Below are 23,208 nucleotides of genomic sequence, written 5' to 3'. Positions count from 1 at the left end.
GTGGTATCGTCCCCAATCACAATTCAACTTGTAATTTTCGAATCTACCAGTTCGTCAACCCCTGCCCCCTCGTTCCAATGAACTGGCTCAACCGTAGATTGCATTCAATCTTGATTCCAATCCTAAATTTCAATTTTTCCTGTAATCATCTGAAGCAACTAGGCTTCACCAAAAAAACCACTTCAGATGAAGTGGTTTGAATTAATTGTTTGGAGGTGCCTAGGGCGACCCTCACCCCTGACCTCATATCTGCAAGTGATATGCTCTCCCGTGTGGGGCTATTACACTACCCCTTTTATCTAGCATTCGACGGGTGGGGCGTTCCATTCATTCACGATATACACGCATCAACTCATTAAGGCTCCACCGATTCGGCTACCTTCATGGCCTCGTCGCCCGAAATCGGACCGGACACGCTATACTGAATGCCGTCAACCACCCAAAATAGCTCCGTGAACTCGGCTTGCTCGAAAATTAGGCCGTCCGCTCCGCCCACTTTGGTCTGTGTGAACAGGTCCATCGGGAACGCCGCCGGCATGCGGCTCGCGCTGAACGTCACCGTCTTATCACCCGAGCCGTATGTGAAGTTTAAATCTCTGAGCGGTTGGTCCTTCATTCCCACGCCGACGATCTCAGCCAGCTTGAAGCCTTCCGGGGCGACTTGAGGAACAAGCACACCGGAACCGAAAGCTGCTTTCGCTGCCTCCGCCGTTCCTAATGGAGTTGTAATCAATTGGGACAACTCCGAGCCTGTGGCTCCTCCGTTTCCTGGCGGCACGATTTCCGACGAATTATCCGTTGGCGTCGGGACTGCGGCGGGCTCTTGCAGCATCGGCAATCCCGCCACTATGACGACTGCCGCGACCAGCGCTGCCGCTCCTACAAGCCAGGCTTTCGGAAGAACGAATCGGCGGCGGCCTCTCGCTTCCGCGGCGGCTTGTTTCCTGATCTTCTGTTTAACGCTATCGCTCAATTCCATTTTAGAAAACAACATATCATCCGACTCCTTTTGCAAATGTTGACGTAAATTACGCTCCATGTCCGTCATCGGTTGTCTCCTCCTTGCGCATTTCCCGAGCCAACGCCTCGCGCGCCCGGTGCAGTCTGTTTCTCACGGTACCCTCGGGCGACGACGTCGCTTTCGCAATTTCCCGTGTGTCCAAGTCCAGATAATAATATAAATACAAAGCCTCCTGATACGGCAGAGGCAGACGCAGCATATGCCGCAAAATCTCGCTTTTCTGCAATCTTTTAAGCGCTTCTTCTTCTACGTTGAATATCCGTCCCCGCTCCATCAGGCTGGGATCGGTCGGCTGTTCCGTAAACATCCGTACGCCCATCTTGTCCCGGCAAACGTTGATAGCGATTGTCGTCAACCAGGTTTTAACCGCGCTATCTCCACGAAACGAGTTCCAGTTGCGATAAGCGCGAAGAAATACCTCCTGACTGATATCCTCGGCAAAATGCCGATCCCCGGTATAAAAATACGCGGTGCGCATGATCGTCGAGCCAAAGCTTTCCATCAGCTGCTCTAGAGCTTGAGTGGGATCTTTCGCGAAATTTTCCTTGTTATTCGAGCCGGCCGGCATCACTGAATCATCACCTCCACCTATTAGACGGCCTGAGCGCATTTTTCGCTGCACTGGATCTCCCACCTAGAGGTATTACACATCATAATTATTATTATTTTCGTCGTTATAGGAAGTGAATGGTACGAGATGTTCGTTGACACAATAGGACTACACGTGTAGTATATGATTTGTAGGCCTACAATTGTGATCCTTTTACATGTAACGGGAGGTTTCGAGTATGACAAAATTACCACAAATCACAGATGCAGAATGGGAAGTTATGAAAATCCTCTGGGCGAGGAAGGAATGTCCATCCAGCGAAATTGTTAAACAACTAACGGAAACAATGGACTGGAGTCCGAAGACGATTCGTACGCTGCTTAACCGTCTGGTGCAGAAAGAAGCGGTTGGAATCAACAAAGACGAATCTCGACGAGCCCAAATGTTTTATCCTTTGGTTTCAGAAAATGAGTATTTGCAAAGTGAAACAAAAAGTTTTTTGCAAAAATTGTACGGTGGAGCCATTAAACCGATGCTTGCGAACTTCCTTCAGGAGAAAAAACTGACGGAACAGGAAATCAATGAGCTGAAACAATTATTCGATGATAACAAATCGAAGACAGGCAAATAGCCATGACATATGTGCAGATGTATATGCAGTTTTTTTTCGACTGGGTGATTCGCGCTTCGTTGATGGCAAGTGTGCTGGTTGCTCTCATTGTCATGATCAAATGGATGCTCAGAAACAAGTTGCAGCCGAAGTGGCATTATCTCCTATGGTTTCCTGTTGTCATTCGGCTCGTATTGCCTTGGGCGCCAGAAAGCTCGTACAGCGTATACAATCTATTGCCAATGAAGCAGCAGTTGTCTAATGAATCCCTTTTAGGATCGCTCGATGATATTTCCAATCTTTATGAACGAAAGAATCAGTTGAAGAACAACGTGGATTCACCGAGCGAATGGACACTCAAAGATCCATCCGATGTCATAGTTCATTCCTCTGCGAATGTTCCTGAAAAACAAGTCCTTGCAAAGCAATCGTTTGTGGATCTATTATCCAAAATAACGCTGCGAGACATCCTGTTGTTTGGTTGGTTGCTAGGGGTCATAATCTTGAGCCTTGTAACCCTTATAGCCAATATCAACGTGTATAGACGAATTAAAAAACAGCCCAATGTAACCCATCCAGCGGTATTACAAGTATTCGAGCAATGCAAGCGCCAAATGTCGGTCAAACAACCGATTCTTCTGACCGTAACAGATGCAGTGCCGAGTCCTGCGGTTTATGGGTTTATGAAACCAAGGATTTTATTATCCAGTTCGTTGATTCGTCCGATGGATGCCGATCAATTCCGTTATATTTTCAATCATGAACTGGCACATATCAAGCGCAGGGACGTTGCGATGAATTGGCTCATGCATGTTCTGGTTATTTTACATTGGTTTAATCCGATAATGTGGGTTGTCTACGCACGAATGCGAGCAGATCAAGAGATAGCCTGTGATGCATTAGCCTTGTCCTACATCCATGCTGAACACAAAGCAGCTTACGGCCAGACGATCATTAATTTATTGGAGCATTATACAGGAGCCCAGAGATATCCAGGTTTGGTCGGATTATCGGGTAATTACAAGCATCTCAAGAGGAGAATACTCATGATTAAACATTTTAAGAAAAATTCTATGCGTTTATCTGTTTTAGGATTAGCAACGCTATTAACTGTCTGCTCATTCTCATTAGTAAATGCTCAAGGGAATACCCAATCAAATGAAACAGTGGAAGTGGCAAAGCTATCGAAGCCTGGAGGCGGCCAAATCCAAAGCCTGACAGTCAATACTGCAGAAGAAGCTACTCTCGTATTGCAGAAGTATTTTAACCTGACTGGATTTTCACTTATAAAAGATGAAAGAGAAACTGCCACTTATGTAACCGCAGACGACAGTATGCGTGTATGGGTTGGTCAAAATAATAAAATAATTGGTATTAACGATATGAAGGCAGCTAAAGAATCAAACAAAATCAATGAAATACAAAAAGAACAATGGATTTCAATAGACCAAAGTAAAGAGAAAGCGACTCAATTGGCTCAACAATTCTTGGACGTTAGTGTTCAAGAAGTACAAATTACAACAACAGAACATAGCTACGCCAATGATTCACTTGTTTTATTCGAAATTAAACCTTCTTCCGAGGGTAATCCTACCAGCGATGGCCGGTTTCTTGTAACAGTGGATCGATCCACTGGAGATATTACAAATATTAACCCTTTTCTGTGAATGAGCTGAACGACTAGAGGCTATCAACTGCTACCGCAAGGCCTTAGGGCAACAAATGTACAATCGGAGAACGATAGTTAAATAATCAGTGCAGCAGTCTGAACAAGACTCCATTTTGTAGACAATAAAAAAACCTATGCTGCATGGTCAAGCCCCGATTTTATAGACATTGAAAAAAGCCCTAGGAAACAAGCTGGCGACGGTACTCAACCGGAGTCAGCTTGTTAAATACCTTTTCAAACGTTATTAATACCAACGGATTTTCATTGTTGAAACTCATGTGATAAGCAATAATTTCAGTATTAAACAAATCCTTAATAACGTACAGGTAAATCTTCTGATCGAACACGCGGTACTGAGTAATATCCATGACCCATTTCTGATTGGGTTTGTCGGCTGTAAAATCACGATTAAGTTTATTCTCCGCTACACGTCCTACATACGGCGCCCTCTATTATCCATAAGCCTGTACTCTCCGAGTTGCTTGTATTTACGCATCCATATCTTAATCTGACCTTCATCTTCAATCCCCAATACCTTTATTATCTCCCTTTTTGTTTTGCCACCTAGCTTTAGCTCGATTGCTTTTAGCTTGGTCTCCTAACTGTAACGTTTAAACTTCTGTCCTTTTGTAGCCAATGCCAAACACCCCCTAAAATAGTTTAGATTAACCCAGTTTTTTTTCTAATGTCTATTTTTGGGGGTGCAGTTCAATCATAGAAGAGGTTTTAATTTTCTATGATTACCACACAGGTCTTACTCTTGTTGGTAAATTACCTTCATTTGCTCCATAAATTAATTTTGATAAATCTTCTTTGATCATTTGCAGTCGTTCTGCTCCAATGTTTTCAATCCAACGTTGCTCAATCTCAGTTAGAATCTTCTCTTTTGCTTTCACTACTAACCAACCTCGTTCGGTCAAAATAATAATTTTCCCTCTATTATCAGTGGGATGAGCTTTGCGTATTACATAACCACATTGCTCGAGATAATCCACCATTTTACTCACAGCTTGCTTTGTAACTCCTAAATATTCGGCTAGTTCTATACCTGTTGCTCCATTAGGATTGATACATTTAAACATAAAACCATGTACAGGTCTAATATCATCAAATCCCAATTCACTCAATCTGTTATGTAGTTCATTAATCGATACACTAAAAGATAATGACAAAAGGGATGTAAGATCTAATTCACTAAAAAATTGATTATTCATACATATTACCTCCTTCAATAAAGTCAACTAGGTTGACTTTGTTCAGAGTTCATTGTACTATGCATAATATAGTCAATCAAGTTGACTATATTACGATTGTGAAAGAAATAGAATTCACCGAGACAAAATTAATAAATTATGGAGGGTTCTTATGGCTAATATCGTTAAAATTAGAGGAAGTGTATTTGCACCGTATGCTTGGTTGGAACCTATTAAAGATCCTTCAACTGGAAGGATCTTCGAATATACGGGTGATGCACGCGAATTTACACCTTACGCTGTAAATACAATGAGATCAAGATTAGAGCAAGAAGTGATTATTGATTTTTATAAAAAAGAAATTTTCACATTTGCAGATGCTTGTATTACGACTGTGAAAATTACAAATCCAGACGGTTCTATCGAACATAAAAAAGGAAAAACAAATACACAAAACATTGTATGTACGAATGTTATGTGGGGCGCTGATGATGTTTCTTTTGAAATGAGGGCAAGTGCCAGCAATCCGTTGAATACAGCAGCACCTGCAGCTGACTATGTATTAACTATAAACGTTAACAAAAGTGGGGATGCACATATCGAAGGTTTCCATGATGGGTTCCCTTGCTATGAATTTTATAAACAAACAGATTTCGGTCCATTTGAATTCATATATACACATGATTTCAGAAAAACTGGTGACACTCCAGCAGCGCTAGCTGGGGAAATGGAATACAATTTCAAAGCGACACTCTAGAAATAAATATTAAGTAGAAGATTGTAAACAGCAAATATTAAAGGAAAAGCAAGCATTTAACCATACGAAAAATAATATTAAACATTACAGAGGTGTATTCTCATGACTACTATCGTTAAAGTTAGAGCAAGTGTATTTATTCCAACATCTTGGACTGAACCTAGGAAAGATATTCAAACGGGTAACACAATCGAATTCGAAGGTGACTCACGTGAGTTTACACCTTATGCAGTAAACACTTTGCGTTCAAGAATTGAACAAGAAGTAATTGTAGATTTCTACAAAAAAGAAATTTTCACATATGTGAATACTGGCATAACAACAGAAAAAATCACAACTCCTGATGGTTCCATTAATAAAAGATCAGGAAAAGCTAGTACGGAAGGCATTTTGTGCACGGATATTGTATGGGAGTCAGACGAGGTCAAATTTCAAATGAGTGCAAGTGCTAGCAACCCATTAAATGTATTAGCACCTCCTGTTGACTATCTATTAACTGTACTTGTCAAAAAAGATGGTATTGTCGACATTCAAGGGGAACACGATGGATTCCCTTGTTATGAATTTTATAAGCAAGTAAATTTGGGTCCGTTTGAACAAATTTATACCCATGATTTCAGAGAAACTGGTGATACACCTGCAGCTATGGGTGGGGATATGGAGTATAGATTCAAAAAGATATTGTGAAGCCAATATGATGAACTTTTTAGTAATTAAAAATAAAACACCTTAGAGTAGTGAACACCAGGAGGAACAAATGACAACAGTTTTATTCGTAAAAGCAAACAATCGCCCAGCAAATCAATCAGTCAGTGTAAAATTATATGATGCATTTTTTGCGAGTTACAAAGAATCGCATCCAAATGATAAAATAATAGAGCTTGATTTATACAAGGAAGAATTGCCATATGTAGGCGTAGATATGATTAATGGCACTTTTAAAACGAGTAAAGGACTTGCGTTAACAGCAGAAGAAGCAAAAGCAGTAGCTGTTGCTGATAAATATTTAGATCAATTCCTTGCTGTTGATAAAGTTGTGTTTGGTTTCCCATTATGGAACCTAACAATCCCAGCTGTGCTACACACATATATTGATTATTTAAACCGAGCAGGTAAAACATTTAAATATACACCAGACGGTCCAGTGGGACTTATGGGGAATAAGAAAATTGCATTATTAAACGCTAGTGGCGGTGTATATTCTGAAGGACCAAAAGCTGACGTTGAAATGGCTGTTAAATATGTAGCAAGTATGATGAGCTTCTTCGGAGTAAATGATACAGAGACAATTGTGATAGAAGGCCACAATCAATTCCCAGAAAAAGCAGAAGAGATAATTGCGGATGGTCTTGAAAAAGCTCTTAAAGTAGCAAGTAAATTCTAACTAGTAAAACAATTACCACTGAATATGGCAGTATCAACACTTTTATAGTGGTGGTACTGCTTTTTTATTGGCTTTTCTTACTACTTTCCTTCGATGCCCACTCACTTCATTACGTCCGCGCGGACTGAACCTCGGGGTATCGAAATTTTGATTAAACTTTCACAGAAGCTTTTTCAATGATGCACTGCTCAGCGGTAAATTTCGATGCCGTGCTCCTACACTGACGCTTCGTGCGCGCGATCTGCCCCTTGCTAGGCTCCACCAAATAATAAAAAAACCACTTCAACAGAAGTGGTTTGAATGGTTTATTATGGTGGAGCCTAGGGGGATCGAACCCCTGACCTCATCGCTGCCAGCGATGCGCTCTCCCAGCTGAGCTAAGGCCCCAAATGACGACAAGATTGATCTTAGCATAGGGTCGTCAAAACTGTCAATCTTTATCTATCATACCATTGAGCGGGTGTTTGGACAGCAAATTATTGAGCTCCTTCATGAACATATCTATGTCCTTGAATTGGCGATAAACAGATGCGAACCTGACATAAGCTACCTCATCTACAGGATAAAGCTCGTTCATAACGATTCCACCAATATCGCTGCTATCAACCTCGGCATGTGCCGTTGTGCGCAGCTCCTTCTCAACCTCGGATACGATTACCTCTAGGCGCTCCACTGGAACCGGACGCTTCTCGCAGGCGCGGATAAGACCCCGCAATATTTTGTCACGGCTGAACTCTTCACGGCTGCCATCTTTTTTGATGACGATCAGAGGCGTCTCTTCAATCATTTCGAATGTCGTGAAGCGGCGGCTGCACTTTTCGCATTCACGGCGGCGGCGAATGGATTTGTTTTCGTTGGCGGGCCTTGAATCTAATACTTTCGTTCCGGCATAGTCGCAGTATGGGCATTTCATGATGCGTATTGCCTCCTTTCTTAGTCGCTTGAGCCTCAAAAATGGACTCTTCGAAAAAAAATTTTAATTTCCATGTAATTCCTGTAATGAAGTTCAGATTTTTGCACATAATACTTTTACCAACCGCAAGGAGGTGAACATACATGAGCGCATCCCGCAGCAGTAACCAATTGGTAGTGCCACAAGCGACAGCTGCCCTTGACCAAATGAAATATGAAGTTGCTCAAGAGCTAGGCATCGCAATTCCGCAAGACGGATACTACGGCAACATGGCTACAAAAGACGCAGGCTCCATCGGGGGATACATTACCCGTCGCCTAGTGCAAATTGCCGAGCAATCCCTTGCTGGTCAATACAAATAATGATTCATTAAAAGTTGTATGAATAACCGAAGCTTTGGCAGGGCTCGTCCATGAAGAGACGAGCCTCCAAGGCTTCATTTATTTTCGTTATCGTTAAGGATCATCCATTAAAGACTAGGATATAAGTCCTTATACTTATTATAATAGTAAATGACTCGCTGCACATAGTGTCTAGTTTCTCCAAACGGAATTTCTTTAACCGATTCGATTGTTCCATCCCAAGTCCCCGAATCAAGCCACTTGCGAACATTTCCTGGACCCGCGTTGTATGCAGCAATTGCAGCTATCTTATTTTGATCAAATTGTTGATTAAGAGATCTTAAATACCACGCACCAACCTCAATGCTAACGTCTGCACGATTCATTAGCATGTCATCCGTTACGGCTTGAAATCCTGCTTTTTGAACGACCCATGCAGCCGTATCAGGCATAATTTGCATTAAGCCCAGTGCACCCTTCTTCGATTCCTTGCCTGTCTGAAAATTGCTTTCACTGCGAATAATCGCGGCCACTAAATGCGACTCAACGCCATAGTTAGAAGCACTTGCACGAATGTCTTCTTTGTAATGAACCGGATACATCCACTCCGCAAGCCAATCTGATTTGAGAAATAAAATCGTCAATAAACCAAGCAGCAGGACGAGCAGCACCCTTTTCTTTTGGAATACCCTCATGGCATACACTTACTTTTCCAAAATTCATCCAGCTGATGCTGCGTCTCCTCCAGCGATCCGCTGTTATCGATGACCCAATCCGCTTTCAGTCTCTTTTGCTCAATATCCATTTGCAATGCGATGCGCCGGCTTGCTTCTTCCTCAGGCAATTGGTTTCGTTCCATTAAGCGCTTTTTTTGAAGCTCCGCGGGTACATATACGACCAATATGCCCTCGTACAGATGCTCCTGCTTCGTCTCGTATAGCAGCGGCACGTCAACTACTACTAATCGTTCTGGATACTGCTCTGCGTAAGTATGTATGGTTTGCTGCATCCGCGCCCGTATAGCTGGATGGGTTATGGATTCAAGCTTTGCTAGTGATTGTTTATCGCGAAACACAATTTCGCCGAGAGCTTTGCGGTTAAGAGAACCGTCTGTTTCAAGGACAGCTTGTCCAAACGTAGAGGCGATTGCCTCTAATGCTGGTTCCCCGGGAAGTACAACCTCCCTTGCGACTTGATCGGCATCGACCAGCAGCGCACCGCGTTCGACGAGCATGTTTGCGATTGTGCTTTTGCCGCTGGCAATACCGCCGGTTAATCCGATTATCATCCTTTTCACCTCAAATTATAACAGCTTCATGATTCCGATTATGATTAATAATATGCCTGGCAGCATAGCTAATGTCTGCATGCCTTTCCAAGCGGAGAAACGAAAGCCAAAACGGATACCGCCAACAAGAAAAAGCGCACTTGCCGCCGCTATCGTTAAAGCCGTAAGTAAGGAAGGCAATCCGATCAACGCAGCCCCAAGTCCAGCTCCAAATGCATCAAGTGATAATGCAAAGCCAAGCATGACGGCCTCCGATGCAGAGATGGTGCCTGATTTATCGACGTCAGCCGACTGTGGCGTGCGCAAAATCTGAATAACGAGCCCTAGACGCTTCAGCTCTACCATAACGACAAGCGCAGCACTCGCGATCTCTCCGGCATGTGTTTTTGCGCCAGCTTCTGCCGAAGCAGCACTTTCTTGTACTGCGGTTTCTACGTGCTCATGCCTCACATCATCCTGCTGCTGTTTGTTTCGTCTAAGCTGCAATAGCGCCCAGACACCAATCAGCATGAGGACACATGCGCCAATGAGACGCGCAACGAATTCAGACAGGAACGTGGTTATCAATCCGCCAACCTGCATGGACAAATAAATAATAATACCAGAGCAGCAAGCAATAATCAGTATTGACACGATCGGTATGCGGATCCTCCGCAAACCGTAAGTAACGCCAACACCAAAACCGTCTACGCTAACAGCAACAGCAAGAACTAATAGTGAAACTACATGCGCGAACAATGTTTTAGTCCCTCCCCGCACAGCGGCGATCCGGCTTACAAGAAGCTGTAAGTAGACATCCGCCTATTGTTCGTAACACACTTATCATATGCGGGGAGTATTTGACTGTGCATGCTGGTTAACATTTGCTGCGATTCGTATTATTTTCCTGATGCTTGCAATGTCTGGCATTTATTGCAAATATGCGTACCTCGGCCGCCAACGACAAATTTATGAATCGGTCTTGAACAGGTTGGACAAGGCTCATCCTTCTTGCCGTATACAAGCAGCTGATGCTGAAACATTCCCATCTCGCCTTGTCCATTAACGTACGATTTAATGGACGAACCGCCTGCTTCAACCGCATTTCCCAGTGTCGAGCGTATCGCTTCATAAAGTCGCTTCCATTCGGCCGGCTTCAATGTGTTAGGTGTTCGCTCCGGATGAATGCGTGCTTGAAATAAAGCTTCGTCTACATAGATGTTGCCCAAACCGACAATATGCTCTTGATTAAGCAATAGCGGCTTAATCTTAGTCGCGCGTTTCTCGAGTTTTCCGCGAAGCGCTTCTAGCGTAAAAGCTGGCTCAAGCGGCTCTATACCAAGCTTGTTAAGCGGCGGAAGCTCAAGCTCCTGCCCTTCTTGGAATAAATGCATCGTACCGAACTGGCGAACGTCCTTATAACGCAAATCCGTGCCATCTTCAAAATGAAAGATAACATGGGTATGCAGCTCAATCGGCTCTTCCGATGGGAAAACCCCATATCGGCCTTCCATTCGCAAATGCGATACAAGTACGAGCCCGTCCAAGATGATCCGCAAAAACTTGCCGCGCCGCTCAACCGTCTGGATCGTATGTCCGACAAGCGCATCCGCGAACTGTTCAGGTTCTGCTGGACGCTGTATAATACGCGGGAGTCTAACGGTTACTGATTGGATTCGTTTTCCCGCTACAAGTTCAATTAATGTTCTTCTTACTGTTTCTACCTCTGGCAATTCAGGCATTTCTCCTCACCTCAACAACCATTATACCCGAAACTGCCCGCCAGTGGGTTACTTTGCTTCATACCAATTGTCACCGAAACTCATATCGGCCTTCAAAGGAACGTCAAGCTTGAGCGCTCCAGCCATCACTTCAGGCACAAGCGTCTTCATCAGCTCCAGCTCCTCTTGCGGCACTTCGAACACGAGCTCATCGTGCACCTGCAGCAGCATGCGGCTCTTCAGCTTGCGTTCGCGCAGCGCAGCATCCATATGGACCATGGCCAGCTTAATAATATCTGCCGCAGTACCTTGAATCGGTGTATTCATCGCCGTACGTTCAGCAAAGGATCGCAAGTTGAAATTAGAAGCATTGATGTCATTCAGATAACGCCTGCGCTCAAGCAGTGTAGCCACATACCCGTCGCGCTTCGCTTGCTGAACGATATCGTGCATATATTGGCGAACGCCTTTGAAAACTTCCTTGTAATCTGCAATAAACTTTCCAGCTTCATTACGGGAAATGCCAAGGTTTTGCGATAAGCCAAAATCGCTGATGCCATACACGATGCCGAAGTTGACCGCTTTTGCCGAACGACGCATGTTGGAATCAACCTCCTCGGCAGTTACGCCGAATACATCCATCGCGGTTTTGGTGTGAATATCCATGTCCTTAATGAACGCTTCCTTCATATTCTCATCATCAGCAATATGTGCGAGCACACGAAGCTCAATTTGTGAATAGTCAGCTGCTACGATGGACCAGCCCGGCTCGGACGGTACAAAGGCTTTCCTAATTTGGCGTCCTTCCTCAAGACGAATCGGAATGTTCTGCAGGTTAGGGAACTGACTGCTTAGACGACCGGTAGCTGCAATGGTCTGGCGATAATACGTGTGTATTTTGCCTGTTTCCTTGCGCACCTCTTTAAGCAAGCCCTCTACATAAGTAGATTGCAGCTTCGAGAGCTGACGATAATGCAGGATAAGCGGAATAATCTCGTGATAAGGAGCAAGCTCCTCCAGTACCTCAGCATCCGTCGAATAACCTGTTTTCGTCTTTTTCTTAGCAGGCAGGCCAAGCTTCTCGAATAAAATCTCACCCAGCTGCTTTGGCGATCCGATATTAAATTCCGTACCAGCAAGCTTGTACACGCTGCTAATGATTGTTGTCAGCTTACTCTCCAAATTACGGCCAAGCGCCTCCAGCTCCTCCGACTTTACTTTAATGCCCTGAAACTCCATCCCTGCAAGAATGCGGGACAATGGATGCTCCATGTCAAAATAAAGCTTGCTCATGCCCGTATTGCTTAGCTCTTCGGTTAACAGAGGCACGAGCTTCCGAACCGCTTCCGCTTTCAGCGATAAATGGCGGTAAAGCGTATCGGCATCAGGCACTCTGAATTTCGCGCCTTTGCCATAAACAGCTTCATCCGGCGGCAGTGTCGACAAGCCTTGCTTCTCATTAATGCCGCTTAATGTCTGGCTTGCTTCTGTAGGATCGAGCAAATATGCTGCCAGCTGCACATCAAAAGCAGAACCCTCGAAGCTGATTCCGCTCCATTTGAGTGCCAGCTCCACCTTATGGAGATCAAAGCCGTATTTCGGCTTGTCCGCTTGTTCGAGCCAGTCGCGAAGCTTCGCTGCGAAAGGCTGCTTAAGCACTGAATATGGCATTACAAACACAGCTTCATCAGTAGCGATAGCAAGGCCAATCAGCTCGGCATGATGCGGATTCTCCCCAATGGCTTCGATATACAAGCCATTTTTGTCCGACTTCTGGAGCAGTTGAATAAGCTTCTCCAGCATCTCTGCGTCTTTTTCTGATTCGATCACATTAATATTCAAATCAGCTGCAGCAGCTTCGGCTTCCTTATCCATATCACCCGCTTCAGCACCTAGCTCCAGGCGATCAATTAATGATTTAAATTCCAGCTTGCGGAACGCCTCAGCCAGCTTCGAACCATCATACCCGGCATAACGAATGTCATCGATAGACTTTTCTATAGGCACTTCACGGAAGATCGTCGCCAAGCGCTTGCTCATCGTAGCATCATCTTTATGGCTCTCAATGTTTTCCTTCAGCTTGCCCTTCAGCTTGTCCAAGTTATCAAGCACGCTTTCAACGGATCCATGCTCATGAAGCAGCTTAAGCGCCGTTTTTTCGCCTACGCCCGGAACACCAGGGATGTTGTCAGAGGTATCCCCCATGAGCCCCTTAAGATCGATAATTTGCATCGGCACAAGGCCGTATTTCTCTTGGATCGTCTCTGGTGTGTAAAGTTCAACATCACTAACGCCTTTGCGTGTTACCGCAATGGTTACTTTGTCTGAAGCAAGCTGCAGCATATCTTTATCTCCAGTAACGACAAAAGTTTCTACACCTTTCTCGTCAGCTGCCTTCGTTAGCGTACCGATAATATCATCGGCCTCATAACCGGACAGCTCAAACTGCGAAATGCTAAAGGCTTGAAGCAGCTCCTTAAGCACTGGAAATTGTTCTGACAGCTCTGGCGGTGTCTTTTGTCTGCCGCCTTTATATTCCGCATAACCTTCATGGCGAAAAGTGACCTTGCCGGCATCAAATGCAACCAGCACATGAGTCGGCTTTTCTTGTTCAAGCAGCTTAAGCAGCATCGTTGTAAACCCAAAAATCGCATTCGTGTGATTGCCCGCCGAATTCGTAAGCGGCGGCAAAGCAAAAAATGCACGGTAGATTATACTGTTTCCGTCAATTAGCATCCATTTTTCCATAAGGAATCAACACCTTCTTTATGTAACATTCATACCTTTAAGTATACCACAAAAAGGGCTATTCCCAAGCATCACTGCGATGGGATAGCCCTTTTTTGTATCGGTTACATCATCATGGAATGAAATGGAGCAGGCCTGCCTAATAAATAACCTTGAGCATATTCAATCCCCATCTCACGCACCTTCGCAAGCTCCGCTTCAAGTTCTATGCCTTCGGCAATTATGGAAATATCCATTTTTGCTGCAATCTGAACCAGCGTGTACAAAATATGCTCTTTCATCTCATCCAAGTGGATATTCTGAATAATCGACCGATCCACCTTCAAATAATCAGGTCGCAGCTCAGCGATAGATTGCAATGACGAATAACCCGCTCCAACATCATCAATTGCAATTTGATAACCTTGGCTTCGGTAATGCTCCAGCGCCTTCTTCACAGAGCCAAAATCCGCGATTGAGCTTCGTTCTGTAATTTCAAATACGACATGATGGGGCGATAGCTTATGCTGCTCCAGCAGACTGAGTGTTTGGCCAGGCGAGAAGCTTGGATCCTCCATAATTTGCGCCATCACATTGATGAATAGCTTTTGCCCTGGCATGAGCCTCAGACAGCCGTCTATCGCCTTTTCTCTAGCCAGTCTATCCAAGCTATAAGTCAATCCTTCCTGCTCAGCACACTGAAAGAGCTCCATAGGTCCATTAAACCAAGTTTGATCCTGCGTACGTGATAGCGCTTCGAAGCCAAATACCTCTCCTTCGCGCTGCAGCGATACGATAGGCTGATATACTGGCTGAATAAGCCGCTCGCTAATGACTCGTTCCAGCGCTCGGCGCTTCAAGCTTCGTTCCATCGATCCTGCAGATTGCCCGTGCAAAATTGCTTTTTTCATCGCATCATACCAGACGAGGCCATCCACAGGGTCATTGTCATTGGGTACGACAGATACACCAACATGGAGCTTCCCAAACACATCAGCTAGCCCCTCATAGCAGATCTCCTCTGCAAATTGTTTCTCCCAATCAGCGGTATGCTTATAGGCCAGCTCAAGAAGCCAGTCCTCCTGCAGCATTTGATGCCCGGCTGGCAAACGCATATGGATAAATAAATCCTCCTTCATCCATTGCAGCCCTTCATATAGTAAAGAGCTTCCAAATGCAGCCTTCACCTCATTCTCTGCAAAAACACGCCATTTCTCATGCTGCGCGGATAAATGATTTTTCCGAACATCCGTAGGAAACTGCCATGATAAATAAATAATACCAAGATGACCCGAGCTCACGTTTTCCGTATCGTTTAGCCGCCATATGTCCCGTAGTTGTCTCAATTTCCGTTCCGTTCCTCTCCATGATGCATTCCTATAATTTGATCCATGACATAGACGCTGCCTTTAAGAGCTTTCGCTTGTTTCTTCAGCTTTGCCGCAATCCTCGGAATATCATCTGCCGTAAGCGCTACTCTGCCATCCCATAACATGAGTGACAAAGAAAGCGTTACACCCTCCTGATCAATGAGATTGCCCTCTCGATCCTCAACTGTCGTTACTTGGGCGCCGCCGTAAAATGCTTTAATCCCGCTATCGAAACGCTTAATCATAGCCTGACATAATTGCTCGGCCGAATCTGCTCTCATTACCACAATGAAATCATCTCCGCCTATATGTCCAACAAAGTCGTCGCCTGCTCCGAGCTGATCAAGCTCCATACGCAGAATATCTCCCAAATAGCGAATCAAATTATCACCGAGCCCAAAACCCAAGGAATCGTTATACCATTTAAAATAGTCCAAGTCCGCATAGACAACAGCAAACGGCTCACTTTGTCCGATCCGCTGGCTCAGTTCCAGCTGAATTTCCTCGTTCCCCGGCAGCCCCGTAAGCGGATTAGCTGTTCGTGCTGCCTCCGTGCGAAGCGCCGTCATGCATTCCAAAATAGACCTGATCGTAGCTGCTCCTGCCATCTGTCCATCCTTCGTAATAAGAACGACATCGTATAGCTGTGAGAAATCCCTTGCCATTGCCAGCTGAGATACATGCTCGACAGTAAGCTGCTCATCCACAATAAGCGGTTGATTGTTCATAATCCGCTCAATCGGTCTGTTCCAATAAAGAGGCAGCCCGAATTGGCCGGCTAACATTTGATGCAGCTTCTCTTTCATTAAGATGCCAATTGGTCTGCCTTTATCGACAATGACCGCGCCTTGCGCCTTCGCATTCGTATCGAAAAAATAAGCAACCTCGGACACCCTGGCCCGGGCAGGAAATATCGGAAAAGGTGCAGCAAGCCCGCCAATTCGAACGGTTCGGCTATGGTTCCCCGGCAAATGCAGCTGCTGCACTGGCTCGCCTGCTCCGATGATCTGACCGTAGTTTTCTATTTTCGGTTTGCCTTCGGATAGAGATTCTTGGCGGTTCCTTCCGAGAGTAACGTTATATGCGCTTTGCTCCATCGCATCAAGAATCATCCGATAAACAACCGACTCCGAGGAACGGCCGGTTGCTGGAGGGTATGCCGTTGAAAGACCTATGCTTACCTCCAGATCGGTGTCTGAGAAAGCCCCGTCTTCTTTTTTTGCATCAGACTTCCTTAGCCTATCAATAAGCCGCTCCATCGCTTTCTCGACCACTCGAATGATCGGTTCATCCTTCTGCTGCCGATCAAATAAATAAAAGTAATCCCATTCAAGGCGCTGACGCCAGAAAAGCCTTGCCTCCGTGCCCTCCCATAGCTGCAATGCTGATTCTGCTGCTGTGTTCCCAATGCGAAAACGGACGTAGATGACACCAATTCCGCCTTCATGCCAGCGCTCTTTTATGCTGCGGAGCATATCTCGATTGAATAAACCAACCCCGACTCCATTCATGCCAATCCCCTCAATCGACTATCGTCTATTTCAGTTCCTTTATGTATTACTTTACCAGCCAATTGTGAATAGAGATGCATAAAAGGATTAACTTGCGGTAAAATTCGACATTTTTCTTAGTGCTTTTCTCCTAAACAAAAAAACCGTCCAGCAGCTAAGCGTGGGCGGTCTTAAGTATGTTTTAAGTAGGTTATACGTTCAAATCCGGACGATTGCCCGTTACGAGATAAACGACGCTCTCACCGATGTTCGTTGCGTGATCACCGAATCTTTCGAGGTAACGTCCGACGAGAGTGAGAAGCGATGACTGTGTAATGTTGCGAGGATTTTCCATCATAAGGGAATAAAGCTCGCGCGTAATTTGTCCATATAGGGCATCAACCTGATCGTCGTCCTTCGCCATTTTGTAAGCCAGGTCTACGTTTTCTTGAATAAACGATTGAATGGACTCGTATGTCATAAGCTGAACAATTTCTGCCATACGCGGCAAATCGATTAACGGTTTTATTAGCTCCTGACCCTCTAAACGCAATACAACCTTAGCAATATCAACGGAGAGATCGCCCATACGCTCCAAATCGCTTGCGATTTTAAACGAGGACAGAATTCTTCTCAAATCCTTGGCAACAGGCTGCTGCGTAGCGATCAGCTTCGAGCCGATTTCCGTAATCTTTTCTTCCATTTGGTTTAGCGACGGGTCCAGCTTTATGACCTGCTTCGCACGGTCAACATCAACGGTTTTTAATGCTTCCATCGATTCTACGAGCGCTTTTTCAACAAAAGTACCCATATCAATCAGCAAATTATGAAGATGCTCTAGTCCTTGGTCAAACTCTTTACGCGTGGTCATCATGAACGGCATTCCCCCTACAAGGTTTGTAAAACAACATCATTCGCAAGGACAAAATGATATGATTAAGCCTCTTGAATAAAAGTTTTCTCCCACGATCCGTTTGGTTTAGCCGAAACGTCCGCTTATATAATCTTCTGTGCGCTGATCGGTTGGATTGGAGAACAGCTTCTCCGTATCCGAGTATTCAACGACCTCGCCATTCAAGAAAAACACCGTTTGATTGGATACGCGGGCTGCCTGATGCATGTTGTGAGTAACCATCACGATTGTGTATTTATCTTTCAATTCTTGAGCAAGCTCTTCAATTTTCAGCGTGGAAATCGGGTCAAGCGCTGATGTCGCCTCATCCATAAGCAAAATATTTGGGTTTACTGCAAGTGCGCGGGCAATACAAAGGCGCTGCTGCTGTCCACCAGATAAACCGAAAGCGGAACGTTTCAAGTGATCCTTTACTTCATCCCACAATACCGCGGATTTCAAGCTTGTTTCTACAATTTCATCGAGCTCGCGCTTGCTAGTAATACCATGCAGGCGAGGACCGTATGCCACGTTATCATAGATTGATTTCGGGAATGGGTTCGGCTGTTGGAATACCATGCCGACCTTTTTGCGCAGTGTTTCAACATCCACTTCATTCGAGTAAATTTCAGTACCGCCAATGGCGATACCACCCTCGATCCGAGTGCCCGGAATCATATCGTTCATACGGTTTAGTGTACGAAGCAAAGTTGACTTTCCGCAGCCGGATGGACCGATGAATGCAGTGATTGCTTTCTCAGGTATCGTTAGTGTTACATCCTTCAAAGCGTGGAAAGCGCCGTAAAACAAATTCAGCTTGTTAATATTAATAAGTGCTTCCATATCGTTTTCCTCCTAAATATTCTTCTGATACTTGTTGCGAAGCAAAATAGCCGAAAAGTTCATTAGCAACAGCAGCGCTAGTAAAACGATAATACCGCTGGCCGCAAGCTCCTTAAATTCAAGCTGTGGCTTGGACAACCAGTTGTACACCTGAATAGGAATAACCGTAAACGAATCCTTAAGACCTTCTGGCAAAAAGGCAACATACGTTAATGCTCCGATCATAACTAGCGGTGCCGTTTCTCCAATTGCACGAGACATAGCAAGAATGACGCCAGTTAGTACGCCCGGAAGAGCTGAGGGCATAACAGAGCGAGAAACGGTCTGCCACTTGGTCGCGCCTAGAGCGAACGAAGCATCACGGCGTGATTTCGGAACGGCACGAATCGCTTCTTGTGCAGATACGATAATAATAGGAAGCACAAGCAGCGTCATCGTGAGCGCCCCTGCAATGAGACTGCGATCAAGAGCGAGCAGTCGTACGAACAAGGTTAAGCCCAAAATACCGTATACGATGGACGGAACGCCCGCTAGTGTACTGATATTAAGCTGAATCATCCGGGTAATCCGGCCCTTTTTCGCATATTCCTCCAAGAAAATCGCAGCTCCTACTCCAAAAATAAAGGAAATAGGCGCCATAATAAGCAGCATGTAAATCGTACCAACCAGCGCCGACTTCATTCCGGAACCGTCCGCTTTGCGAGACGGGAAGTTCGTGAATAGATCAGGCTGGAGCCTTGCAATACCGTCGATCAAAATATCTACGATTAACGCGCAAAGCGCGAGAACGCCGATGGAAGTGGCGGCGACGAACAGGATATGAAGCATCCAATCCTTTTTCCGCCGATTAGCAATTTGCTTGCGGTTAGCATCTAGAAATATGTTCATCTTAGTACTCCTCTCTGAATCTTCTTGCAATGTACTGGGCAAGAATATTGAGTAGGAATGTAATGACGAACAACGTCATGCCGACCGCGAAGATCGATCCATACTCAACCGTTCCATGCGGCGTATCCCCAAGGCTGACCTGAACGATATAAGCGGTCATCGTCTGGATGCTCTCGAGCGGATTAGCCGTCATATTAGGTGTAGAGCCTGCCGCTACCGTAACGATCATCGTCTCGCCGATCGCCCTTGAGAAAGCAAGTACGGCAGAAGCCACGATACCCGAAAAGGCTGCTGGCACAACGATTTTCAAAGCAACCTCGAACCGTGTTGCGCCAAGCGCATAAGCGCCGTCACGCAAGCTGCGCGGTACAGAGGACATCGCATCCTCACTTAGCGAGCAAACCATAGGAATAATCATAATACCGACAACAATACCGGCACTTAATGCGTTGAACACGCCGGCGCTATGAAAAATACTTTGAATAAGAGGTGTAACCAAGCTAAGAGCAAAGTAACCATATACGATGGTTGGAACTCCTGCGAGTACCTCCAATATCGGTTTAATTACTTTACGAACCCGCTTCGGTGCATATTCTGATAAGTAAATGGCACTTGCAAGCCCTAGAGGGATAGCGACTAAACAAGCGATAAACGTAATCATGAGCGTGCCTGACAGGAGCGGCAAAACGCCGAAGCTTTTGGGCGGAATTAACGGTGACCATTTGGTCCCAAACAAGAAATCAAAAATCGGTATTTTTTGAAAAAACTGATAGGTCTCTGAGATGAGTGTGACGACAATACCTATTGTAGTTAGAACAGATACGGATGCACACAGGAACAATAGGATTGGCATCAATTTGTTCATGATGCTTACGCGTTTATTTTTGAAATCATAGACTTCCTTGCTGTTTGTTTGAGCCTTACTGACCGTTTGCAGCCCTTGGCTTGGCATTGCAGCGTCCTCCTTCTTGCCTTTACAATTCGTTTACATTTGTGCCGATAAAAAGGTGATGTCCCTCGAGACACCACACATTTTCATCAGGTCGTTTGTTACTTATTTAATTTTTGCTGCTTCAGTTGCGTATTGCTCATCTGGAAGGGATACATAACCAACTTCGCCAGCAAAAGTACCGATGTTGTTGATATAGTATTTAACGAATGCGTTCACTTCTGGACGCTCAAGCTCTTTATTGTTTGCATAGATGAAGAGCGGACGGGACAATGGAGCATAAGTGCCGTCTTTAATTGTGTCATAAGTTGGTGCAATAGCGCCTTTGCCGCCGTCTACAGGAACAACTTTCAATTTATCTTGGTTTTCTTCAAAGTAAGCAAAACCGAAGTAGCCAATGCCGTATTTGCTGCCTGCTACGCCTTGAACAAGTGCGTTGTCATCTTCAGAGAAGCTGATTGCTTTATCATTGCGAATGCCTGCTTTTTCAAGAATAGCTTCATTAAAGTAGTCATAAGTTCCGGAATCAGCGCCTGGTGAGAACATTACGATCGGCTCAGCAGGGAAAGTGTCGCGAACGTCTTTCCAAGTTGTTACTGTGCTGCCAGTTGTAAAGATTTTGTTCAGCTCTTCAACTGTCAAGTGGTCGATGAAGTCATTGTCTTTGCTTACAACAACAGACAAACCGTCAAATGCTACAGAAAGCTCTGTATATTCGATGCCAGCTGCTTTACAAGCTGCTGCTTCTTCATCCTTGATGTGACGGGAAGCATCTGCAATGGCAATTTCGCCTGCGCAAAATTGTTTAAAGCCGCCGCCTGTGCCAGATACGCCAACCGGTACTCGTACATCTTTGTGCTCTTTGTTGAATTCTTCAGCTGCTGCTTCTGTAAGTGGGAACACTGTGCTTGAACCATCAATTTTAATCTCGCCTGACAATTTCACATCTTCACCAGCTGGTGCGTTAGTTGCAGTGTTATTCTTAGATCCTGTATTTTCAGAACCTTTATTTCCGCTATTATTACCACATGCAGCTGCGAATACGAGCAGCGTCACCATCGACAACATTAGAATTCCTTTAAACCCTTTTTTCTTTAACAACTCTACCACTCCTCTTATTATGTCTGTAAGGGTTCATCCCCGTGCCTCTTATACTACTAGCCGTTTGTAAACCTCGTATTCTGTTTTTGTAAACTCCATGTTAAAAATAAGATTGCTGTAATTTTTTCATTTCGACTGCGATATGAACGGCTTGCTGATGTGCCTGCTCCGATAAAACGCCAATTTGCTTCGCGCTATTGCGATTATCAGCTGCCGCTCGGAAAAGATGATTAAACACCTCCACGGCTTGATTGATATTCGCTTCGCTTGCGATCGTCTCCATTCGTCCCGAATGAGCAAGACTTGTCGTTTGCGTAATGGCATCAACTATCGTTTTTGTTAACGTCGTAATTTCGTTCGCAAATTGCTTCGTTTGGCCTGCCAGCTTCATCACTTCACCAGCTACTACCGCAAACCCGCGCCCATGCTCCCCTGCACGGGCTGCTTCTATAGAAGCATTCAGCGCGAGTAGATTACTCATCTCTGCCAGTTCTTTTATTAATAAAGAAACTTTGCTGATAGACCCCGCCTCAGATTGAAGCTCATTCATCCGTTTCTCCTGAAGCTCAGAACTCAGCGTCATGGCGTTAAAAGCTTTTGTTACTTTATCCAGCTCGTTTTTGCCGGTTAGGGTCAAATCGACCATATCTACAGACATTGACTCGCCTTGTTCAGTTGACTTGCGAACGCTGCTGACGGCTTGTTCGATCTCTCTCACCCGCTGCTCTGCTGAGCGAATCGTACTCATTTGCGCATCAACGGCTTCCTGCTGCAGCAGCCGGGAAATCTTGAGCATGTCCGACACAGTCAATATACCTGCAAGCTTATTTTTTAACGTAACGATGACACAATCGTAAAGCACACTCTCGTGGCGGCTTAATGCGCTGTCAATGAGCTGCTGCGGTGCATAATCATAATCGACTACGAGCGGACTCGCATCCATAAGCTTTGTAATTGGTTTGTCATCATACAAATCTGCGCTAAAGCGATGGCCTAGCTTCAGGAAGAACCGATTGCGCATCATCAGACCGATAGGAGCCCCTTGCTCCCCAGTTACGATAATGCACTCACTTTCCGGATGCTTCTTAAACACAGCGATCGTCTGCCGGCATGTATGCTCTGCGTCTATTGTTGGAGCCTGACGCAAAAAATGATGCAGGCGCGTTGTTTCTGCTTTTACCGGATGCATTGTTCTTTCATCAGCACGCTGCTCCGCTTGCTTAACAGTCCTTTCATCGGTTCCTTTTACCTCAATCGGTTGTTGCACGTTTCCGTTAAGTGGTGTGTTTGGAGCAGTACGCTCATTTTTCTCGATAGCTGATTGTTTTTCTTTATCTAGAACAGTCGCTGTCACTTCACCCTCACCCTTCCTTCTTTTTCCTTATGCACTCACTATAGGTCGCAAGCATCAATTGAATTAGGTAGAAATGTTATCGGAATGTTAAATTCGACAATATATTTTTTAATTTCCGTAAAAACATGCCTATTGAATTTTCCAATAAGAGAGTCTTTATGACTAAAC

24 protein-coding genes, 1 tRNA gene and 1 pseudogene are annotated in these 23,208 nt (G+C 44.9%); 6 read left to right on the top strand and 20 right to left on the bottom strand.

What is annotated here, in order from left to right:
• Nucleotides 1–355 precede the first annotated feature (355 nt).
• Nucleotides 356–1,048, bottom strand: coding sequence for a DUF4367 domain-containing protein (locus AC1DOV_RS22365; RefSeq protein ID WP_477551110.1), 693 nt, complete (start codon nt 1,046–1,048; stop codon nt 356–358).
• The gene (locus tag AC1DOV_RS22360; RefSeq protein ID WP_477551135.1) at nt 1,029–1,589 is read right to left on the bottom strand and encodes an RNA polymerase sigma factor; all 561 of its coding nucleotides are present in this window, start codon (nt 1,587–1,589) and stop codon (nt 1,029–1,031) included. The genes AC1DOV_RS22365 and AC1DOV_RS22360 overlap by 20 nt, the downstream gene beginning before the upstream one ends.
• Nucleotides 1,590–1,809: 220 nt before the next feature.
• Between AC1DOV_RS22360 and AC1DOV_RS22355 the strand changes: the two genes are divergently transcribed.
• Together AC1DOV_RS22355 and AC1DOV_RS22350 are read left to right on the top strand one after the other, a co-directional pair.
• A complete protein-coding gene (locus AC1DOV_RS22355; protein WP_441880830.1) occupies nt 1,810–2,202 on the top strand; it encodes a BlaI/MecI/CopY family transcriptional regulator in 393 nt (130 codons plus the stop codon).
• A 2-nt stretch (nt 2,203–2,204) separates the two neighbouring features.
• On the top strand, nt 2,205–3,848 hold the full coding sequence (locus tag AC1DOV_RS22350) for a M56 family metallopeptidase (protein ID WP_477551109.1): 1,644 nt from the start codon (nt 2,205–2,207) through the stop codon (nt 3,846–3,848).
• Nucleotides 3,849–4,029: 181 nt separating this feature from the next.
• Here AC1DOV_RS22350 and AC1DOV_RS22345 read toward each other — a convergent pair.
• The 3 genes and pseudogenes from AC1DOV_RS22345 to AC1DOV_RS22335 all read right to left on the bottom strand — a co-directional run.
• Nucleotides 4,030–4,230 (bottom strand): annotated as a pseudogene (locus AC1DOV_RS22345) (DDE-type integrase/transposase/recombinase); the annotation flags it as partial.
• Nucleotides 4,231–4,283: 53 nt separating this feature from the next.
• Nucleotides 4,284–4,430 (bottom strand): hypothetical protein, encoded by a 147-nt coding sequence (locus tag AC1DOV_RS22340; protein ID WP_441880955.1) that lies wholly within the window; start codon nt 4,428–4,430, stop codon nt 4,284–4,286.
• 160 nt (nt 4,431–4,590) lie between these two features.
• Complete coding sequence (locus AC1DOV_RS22335; RefSeq protein ID WP_441880828.1) at nt 4,591–5,064, bottom strand: MarR family winged helix-turn-helix transcriptional regulator; 474 nt, start codon at nt 5,062–5,064, stop codon at nt 4,591–4,593.
• A 151-nt stretch (nt 5,065–5,215) separates the two neighbouring features.
• Between AC1DOV_RS22335 and AC1DOV_RS22330 the strand changes: the two genes are divergently transcribed.
• From AC1DOV_RS22330 to AC1DOV_RS22320, 3 genes are all read left to right on the top strand, one after another.
• Nucleotides 5,216–5,800 (top strand): DUF3238 domain-containing protein, encoded by a 585-nt coding sequence (locus tag AC1DOV_RS22330; protein ID WP_441880827.1) that lies wholly within the window; start codon nt 5,216–5,218, stop codon nt 5,798–5,800.
• A 102-nt stretch (nt 5,801–5,902) separates the two neighbouring features.
• On the top strand, nt 5,903–6,487 hold the full coding sequence (locus AC1DOV_RS22325; protein ID WP_441880826.1) for a DUF3238 domain-containing protein: 585 nt from the start codon (nt 5,903–5,905) through the stop codon (nt 6,485–6,487).
• Nucleotides 6,488–6,557: 70 nt separating this feature from the next.
• Nucleotides 6,558–7,184: an FMN-dependent NADH-azoreductase gene (locus AC1DOV_RS22320; protein WP_477551108.1), complete on the top strand. Its 627-nt coding sequence runs from the start codon at nt 6,558–6,560 to the stop codon at nt 7,182–7,184.
• A gap of 311 nt (nt 7,185–7,495) precedes the next feature.
• On the opposite strand, the gene AC1DOV_RS22315 is transcribed toward AC1DOV_RS22320, so the two are convergent.
• Together AC1DOV_RS22315 and nrdR are read right to left on the bottom strand one after the other, a co-directional pair.
• A tRNA-Ala gene (locus tag AC1DOV_RS22315) sits at nt 7,496–7,571 on the bottom strand.
• 43 nt (nt 7,572–7,614) lie between these two features.
• On the bottom strand, nt 7,615–8,097 hold the full coding sequence (gene nrdR / locus AC1DOV_RS22310; RefSeq protein ID WP_053377232.1) for a transcriptional regulator NrdR: 483 nt from the start codon (nt 8,095–8,097) through the stop codon (nt 7,615–7,617).
• Nucleotides 8,098–8,240: 143 nt separating this feature from the next.
• Between nrdR and AC1DOV_RS22305 the strand changes: the two genes are divergently transcribed.
• Entirely contained in the window at nt 8,241–8,459 is a 219-nt protein-coding gene (locus AC1DOV_RS22305) for an alpha/beta-type small acid-soluble spore protein (RefSeq protein WP_053377233.1), read from the top strand.
• A 107-nt stretch (nt 8,460–8,566) separates the two neighbouring features.
• Here AC1DOV_RS22305 and AC1DOV_RS22300 read toward each other — a convergent pair whose 3' ends face one another.
• From AC1DOV_RS22300 to AC1DOV_RS22240, 13 genes are all read right to left on the bottom strand, one after another.
• Nucleotides 8,567–9,133, bottom strand: a complete 567-nt coding sequence (locus AC1DOV_RS22300) for a lytic transglycosylase domain-containing protein (RefSeq protein WP_441885878.1) — start codon at nt 9,131–9,133, stop codon at nt 8,567–8,569.
• Nucleotides 9,130–9,726: a dephospho-CoA kinase gene (coaE, locus tag AC1DOV_RS22295; protein WP_441885881.1), complete on the bottom strand. Its 597-nt coding sequence runs from the start codon at nt 9,724–9,726 to the stop codon at nt 9,130–9,132. The genes AC1DOV_RS22300 and coaE overlap by 4 nt, the downstream gene beginning before the upstream one ends.
• 15 nt (nt 9,727–9,741) lie before the next feature.
• Nucleotides 9,742–10,464, bottom strand: a complete 723-nt coding sequence (locus tag AC1DOV_RS22290; RefSeq protein ID WP_076270184.1) for an MntP/YtaF family protein — start codon at nt 10,462–10,464, stop codon at nt 9,742–9,744.
• 140 nt (nt 10,465–10,604) lie between these two features.
• Nucleotides 10,605–11,447 (bottom strand): DNA-formamidopyrimidine glycosylase, encoded by an 843-nt coding sequence (gene mutM / locus AC1DOV_RS22285; protein WP_477551107.1) that lies wholly within the window; start codon nt 11,445–11,447, stop codon nt 10,605–10,607.
• Nucleotides 11,448–11,495: 48 nt separating this feature from the next.
• Nucleotides 11,496–14,174: a DNA polymerase I gene (gene polA / locus AC1DOV_RS22280; RefSeq protein ID WP_441885888.1), complete on the bottom strand. Its 2,679-nt coding sequence runs from the start codon at nt 14,172–14,174 to the stop codon at nt 11,496–11,498.
• Nucleotides 14,175–14,278: 104 nt separating this feature from the next.
• A complete protein-coding gene (locus AC1DOV_RS22275; RefSeq protein ID WP_477551106.1) occupies nt 14,279–15,499 on the bottom strand; it encodes an EAL domain-containing protein in 1,221 nt (406 codons plus the stop codon).
• The gene (locus AC1DOV_RS22270) at nt 15,496–17,034 is read right to left on the bottom strand and encodes a GGDEF domain-containing protein (RefSeq protein WP_477551105.1); all 1,539 of its coding nucleotides are present in this window, start codon (nt 17,032–17,034) and stop codon (nt 15,496–15,498) included. The genes AC1DOV_RS22275 and AC1DOV_RS22270 overlap by 4 nt, the downstream gene beginning before the upstream one ends.
• A gap of 190 nt (nt 17,035–17,224) precedes the next feature.
• The gene (gene phoU / locus AC1DOV_RS22265) at nt 17,225–17,884 is read right to left on the bottom strand and encodes a phosphate signaling complex protein PhoU (protein WP_076270305.1); all 660 of its coding nucleotides are present in this window, start codon (nt 17,882–17,884) and stop codon (nt 17,225–17,227) included.
• A gap of 108 nt (nt 17,885–17,992) precedes the next feature.
• Nucleotides 17,993–18,748, bottom strand: coding sequence for a phosphate ABC transporter ATP-binding protein PstB (gene pstB, locus AC1DOV_RS22260; protein ID WP_308999341.1), 756 nt, complete (start codon nt 18,746–18,748; stop codon nt 17,993–17,995).
• A 12-nt stretch (nt 18,749–18,760) separates the two neighbouring features.
• Nucleotides 18,761–19,636 carry a phosphate ABC transporter permease PstA gene (gene pstA / locus AC1DOV_RS22255; protein ID WP_076270190.1) on the bottom strand — a complete coding sequence of 292 codons (876 nt, stop codon included), beginning with the start codon at nt 19,634–19,636 and terminating at the stop codon, nt 18,761–18,763.
• A gap of 1 nt (nt 19,637) precedes the next feature.
• Entirely contained in the window at nt 19,638–20,501 is an 864-nt protein-coding gene (gene pstC / locus AC1DOV_RS22250; protein ID WP_256711019.1) for a phosphate ABC transporter permease subunit PstC, read from the bottom strand.
• 189 nt (nt 20,502–20,690) lie between these two features.
• Nucleotides 20,691–21,686 (bottom strand): PstS family phosphate ABC transporter substrate-binding protein, encoded by a 996-nt coding sequence (locus AC1DOV_RS22245; protein ID WP_441885896.1) that lies wholly within the window; start codon nt 21,684–21,686, stop codon nt 20,691–20,693.
• A 100-nt stretch (nt 21,687–21,786) separates the two neighbouring features.
• On the bottom strand, nt 21,787–23,040 hold the full coding sequence (locus AC1DOV_RS22240) for a methyl-accepting chemotaxis protein (protein WP_477551104.1): 1,254 nt from the start codon (nt 23,038–23,040) through the stop codon (nt 21,787–21,789).
• Nucleotides 23,041–23,208: the final 168 nt, after the last annotated feature.

It is taken from the genome of Paenibacillus sp. 01T47 (assembly GCF_056398245.1).
The sequence above is the reverse complement of the archived record's forward strand: the minus strand, read 5'-3'. Positions and strand labels throughout refer to the sequence as shown.

Excerpts from the sequence above, each read along its gene's own strand:
- mutM (WP_477551107.1), bottom strand. The coding sequence starts at position 11,447 with ATGCCTGAATTGCCAGAGGTAGAAACAGTAAGAAGAACATTAATTGAA.
- AC1DOV_RS22360 (WP_477551135.1), bottom strand. The coding sequence starts at position 1,589 with ATGCCGGCCGGCTCGAATAACAAGGAAAATTTCGCGAAAGATCCCACT.
- pstA (WP_076270190.1), bottom strand. The coding sequence starts at position 19,636 with ATGAACATATTTCTAGATGCTAACCGCAAGCAAATTGCTAATCGGCGG.
- AC1DOV_RS22320 (WP_477551108.1), top strand. The coding sequence starts at position 6,558 with ATGACAACAGTTTTATTCGTAAAAGCAAACAATCGCCCAGCAAATCAA.
- AC1DOV_RS22355 (WP_441880830.1), top strand. The coding sequence starts at position 1,810 with ATGACAAAATTACCACAAATCACAGATGCAGAATGGGAAGTTATGAAA.
- AC1DOV_RS22325 (WP_441880826.1), top strand. The coding sequence starts at position 5,903 with ATGACTACTATCGTTAAAGTTAGAGCAAGTGTATTTATTCCAACATCT.
- coaE (WP_441885881.1), bottom strand. The coding sequence starts at position 9,726 with ATGATAATCGGATTAACCGGCGGTATTGCCAGCGGCAAAAGCACAATC.
- AC1DOV_RS22300 (WP_441885878.1), bottom strand. The coding sequence starts at position 9,133 with ATGAGGGTATTCCAAAAGAAAAGGGTGCTGCTCGTCCTGCTGCTTGGT.
- AC1DOV_RS22330 (WP_441880827.1), top strand. The coding sequence starts at position 5,216 with ATGGCTAATATCGTTAAAATTAGAGGAAGTGTATTTGCACCGTATGCT.
- phoU (WP_076270305.1), bottom strand. The coding sequence starts at position 17,884 with ATGACCACGCGTAAAGAGTTTGACCAAGGACTAGAGCATCTTCATAAT.
- AC1DOV_RS22365 (WP_477551110.1), bottom strand. The coding sequence starts at position 1,048 with ATGACGGACATGGAGCGTAATTTACGTCAACATTTGCAAAAGGAGTCG.
- AC1DOV_RS22305 (WP_053377233.1), top strand. The coding sequence starts at position 8,241 with ATGAGCGCATCCCGCAGCAGTAACCAATTGGTAGTGCCACAAGCGACA.
- AC1DOV_RS22270 (WP_477551105.1), bottom strand. The coding sequence starts at position 17,034 with ATGAATGGAGTCGGGGTTGGTTTATTCAATCGAGATATGCTCCGCAGC.
- pstC (WP_256711019.1), bottom strand. The coding sequence starts at position 20,501 with ATGAACAAATTGATGCCAATCCTATTGTTCCTGTGTGCATCCGTATCT.
- nrdR (WP_053377232.1), bottom strand. The coding sequence starts at position 8,097 with ATGAAATGCCCATACTGCGACTATGCCGGAACGAAAGTATTAGATTCA.
- AC1DOV_RS22335 (WP_441880828.1), bottom strand. The coding sequence starts at position 5,064 with ATGAATAATCAATTTTTTAGTGAATTAGATCTTACATCCCTTTTGTCA.
- polA (WP_441885888.1), bottom strand. The coding sequence starts at position 14,174 with ATGGAAAAATGGATGCTAATTGACGGAAACAGTATAATCTACCGTGCA.
- AC1DOV_RS22350 (WP_477551109.1), top strand. The coding sequence starts at position 2,205 with ATGACATATGTGCAGATGTATATGCAGTTTTTTTTCGACTGGGTGATT.
- pstB (WP_308999341.1), bottom strand. The coding sequence starts at position 18,748 with ATGGAAGCACTTATTAATATTAACAAGCTGAATTTGTTTTACGGCGCT.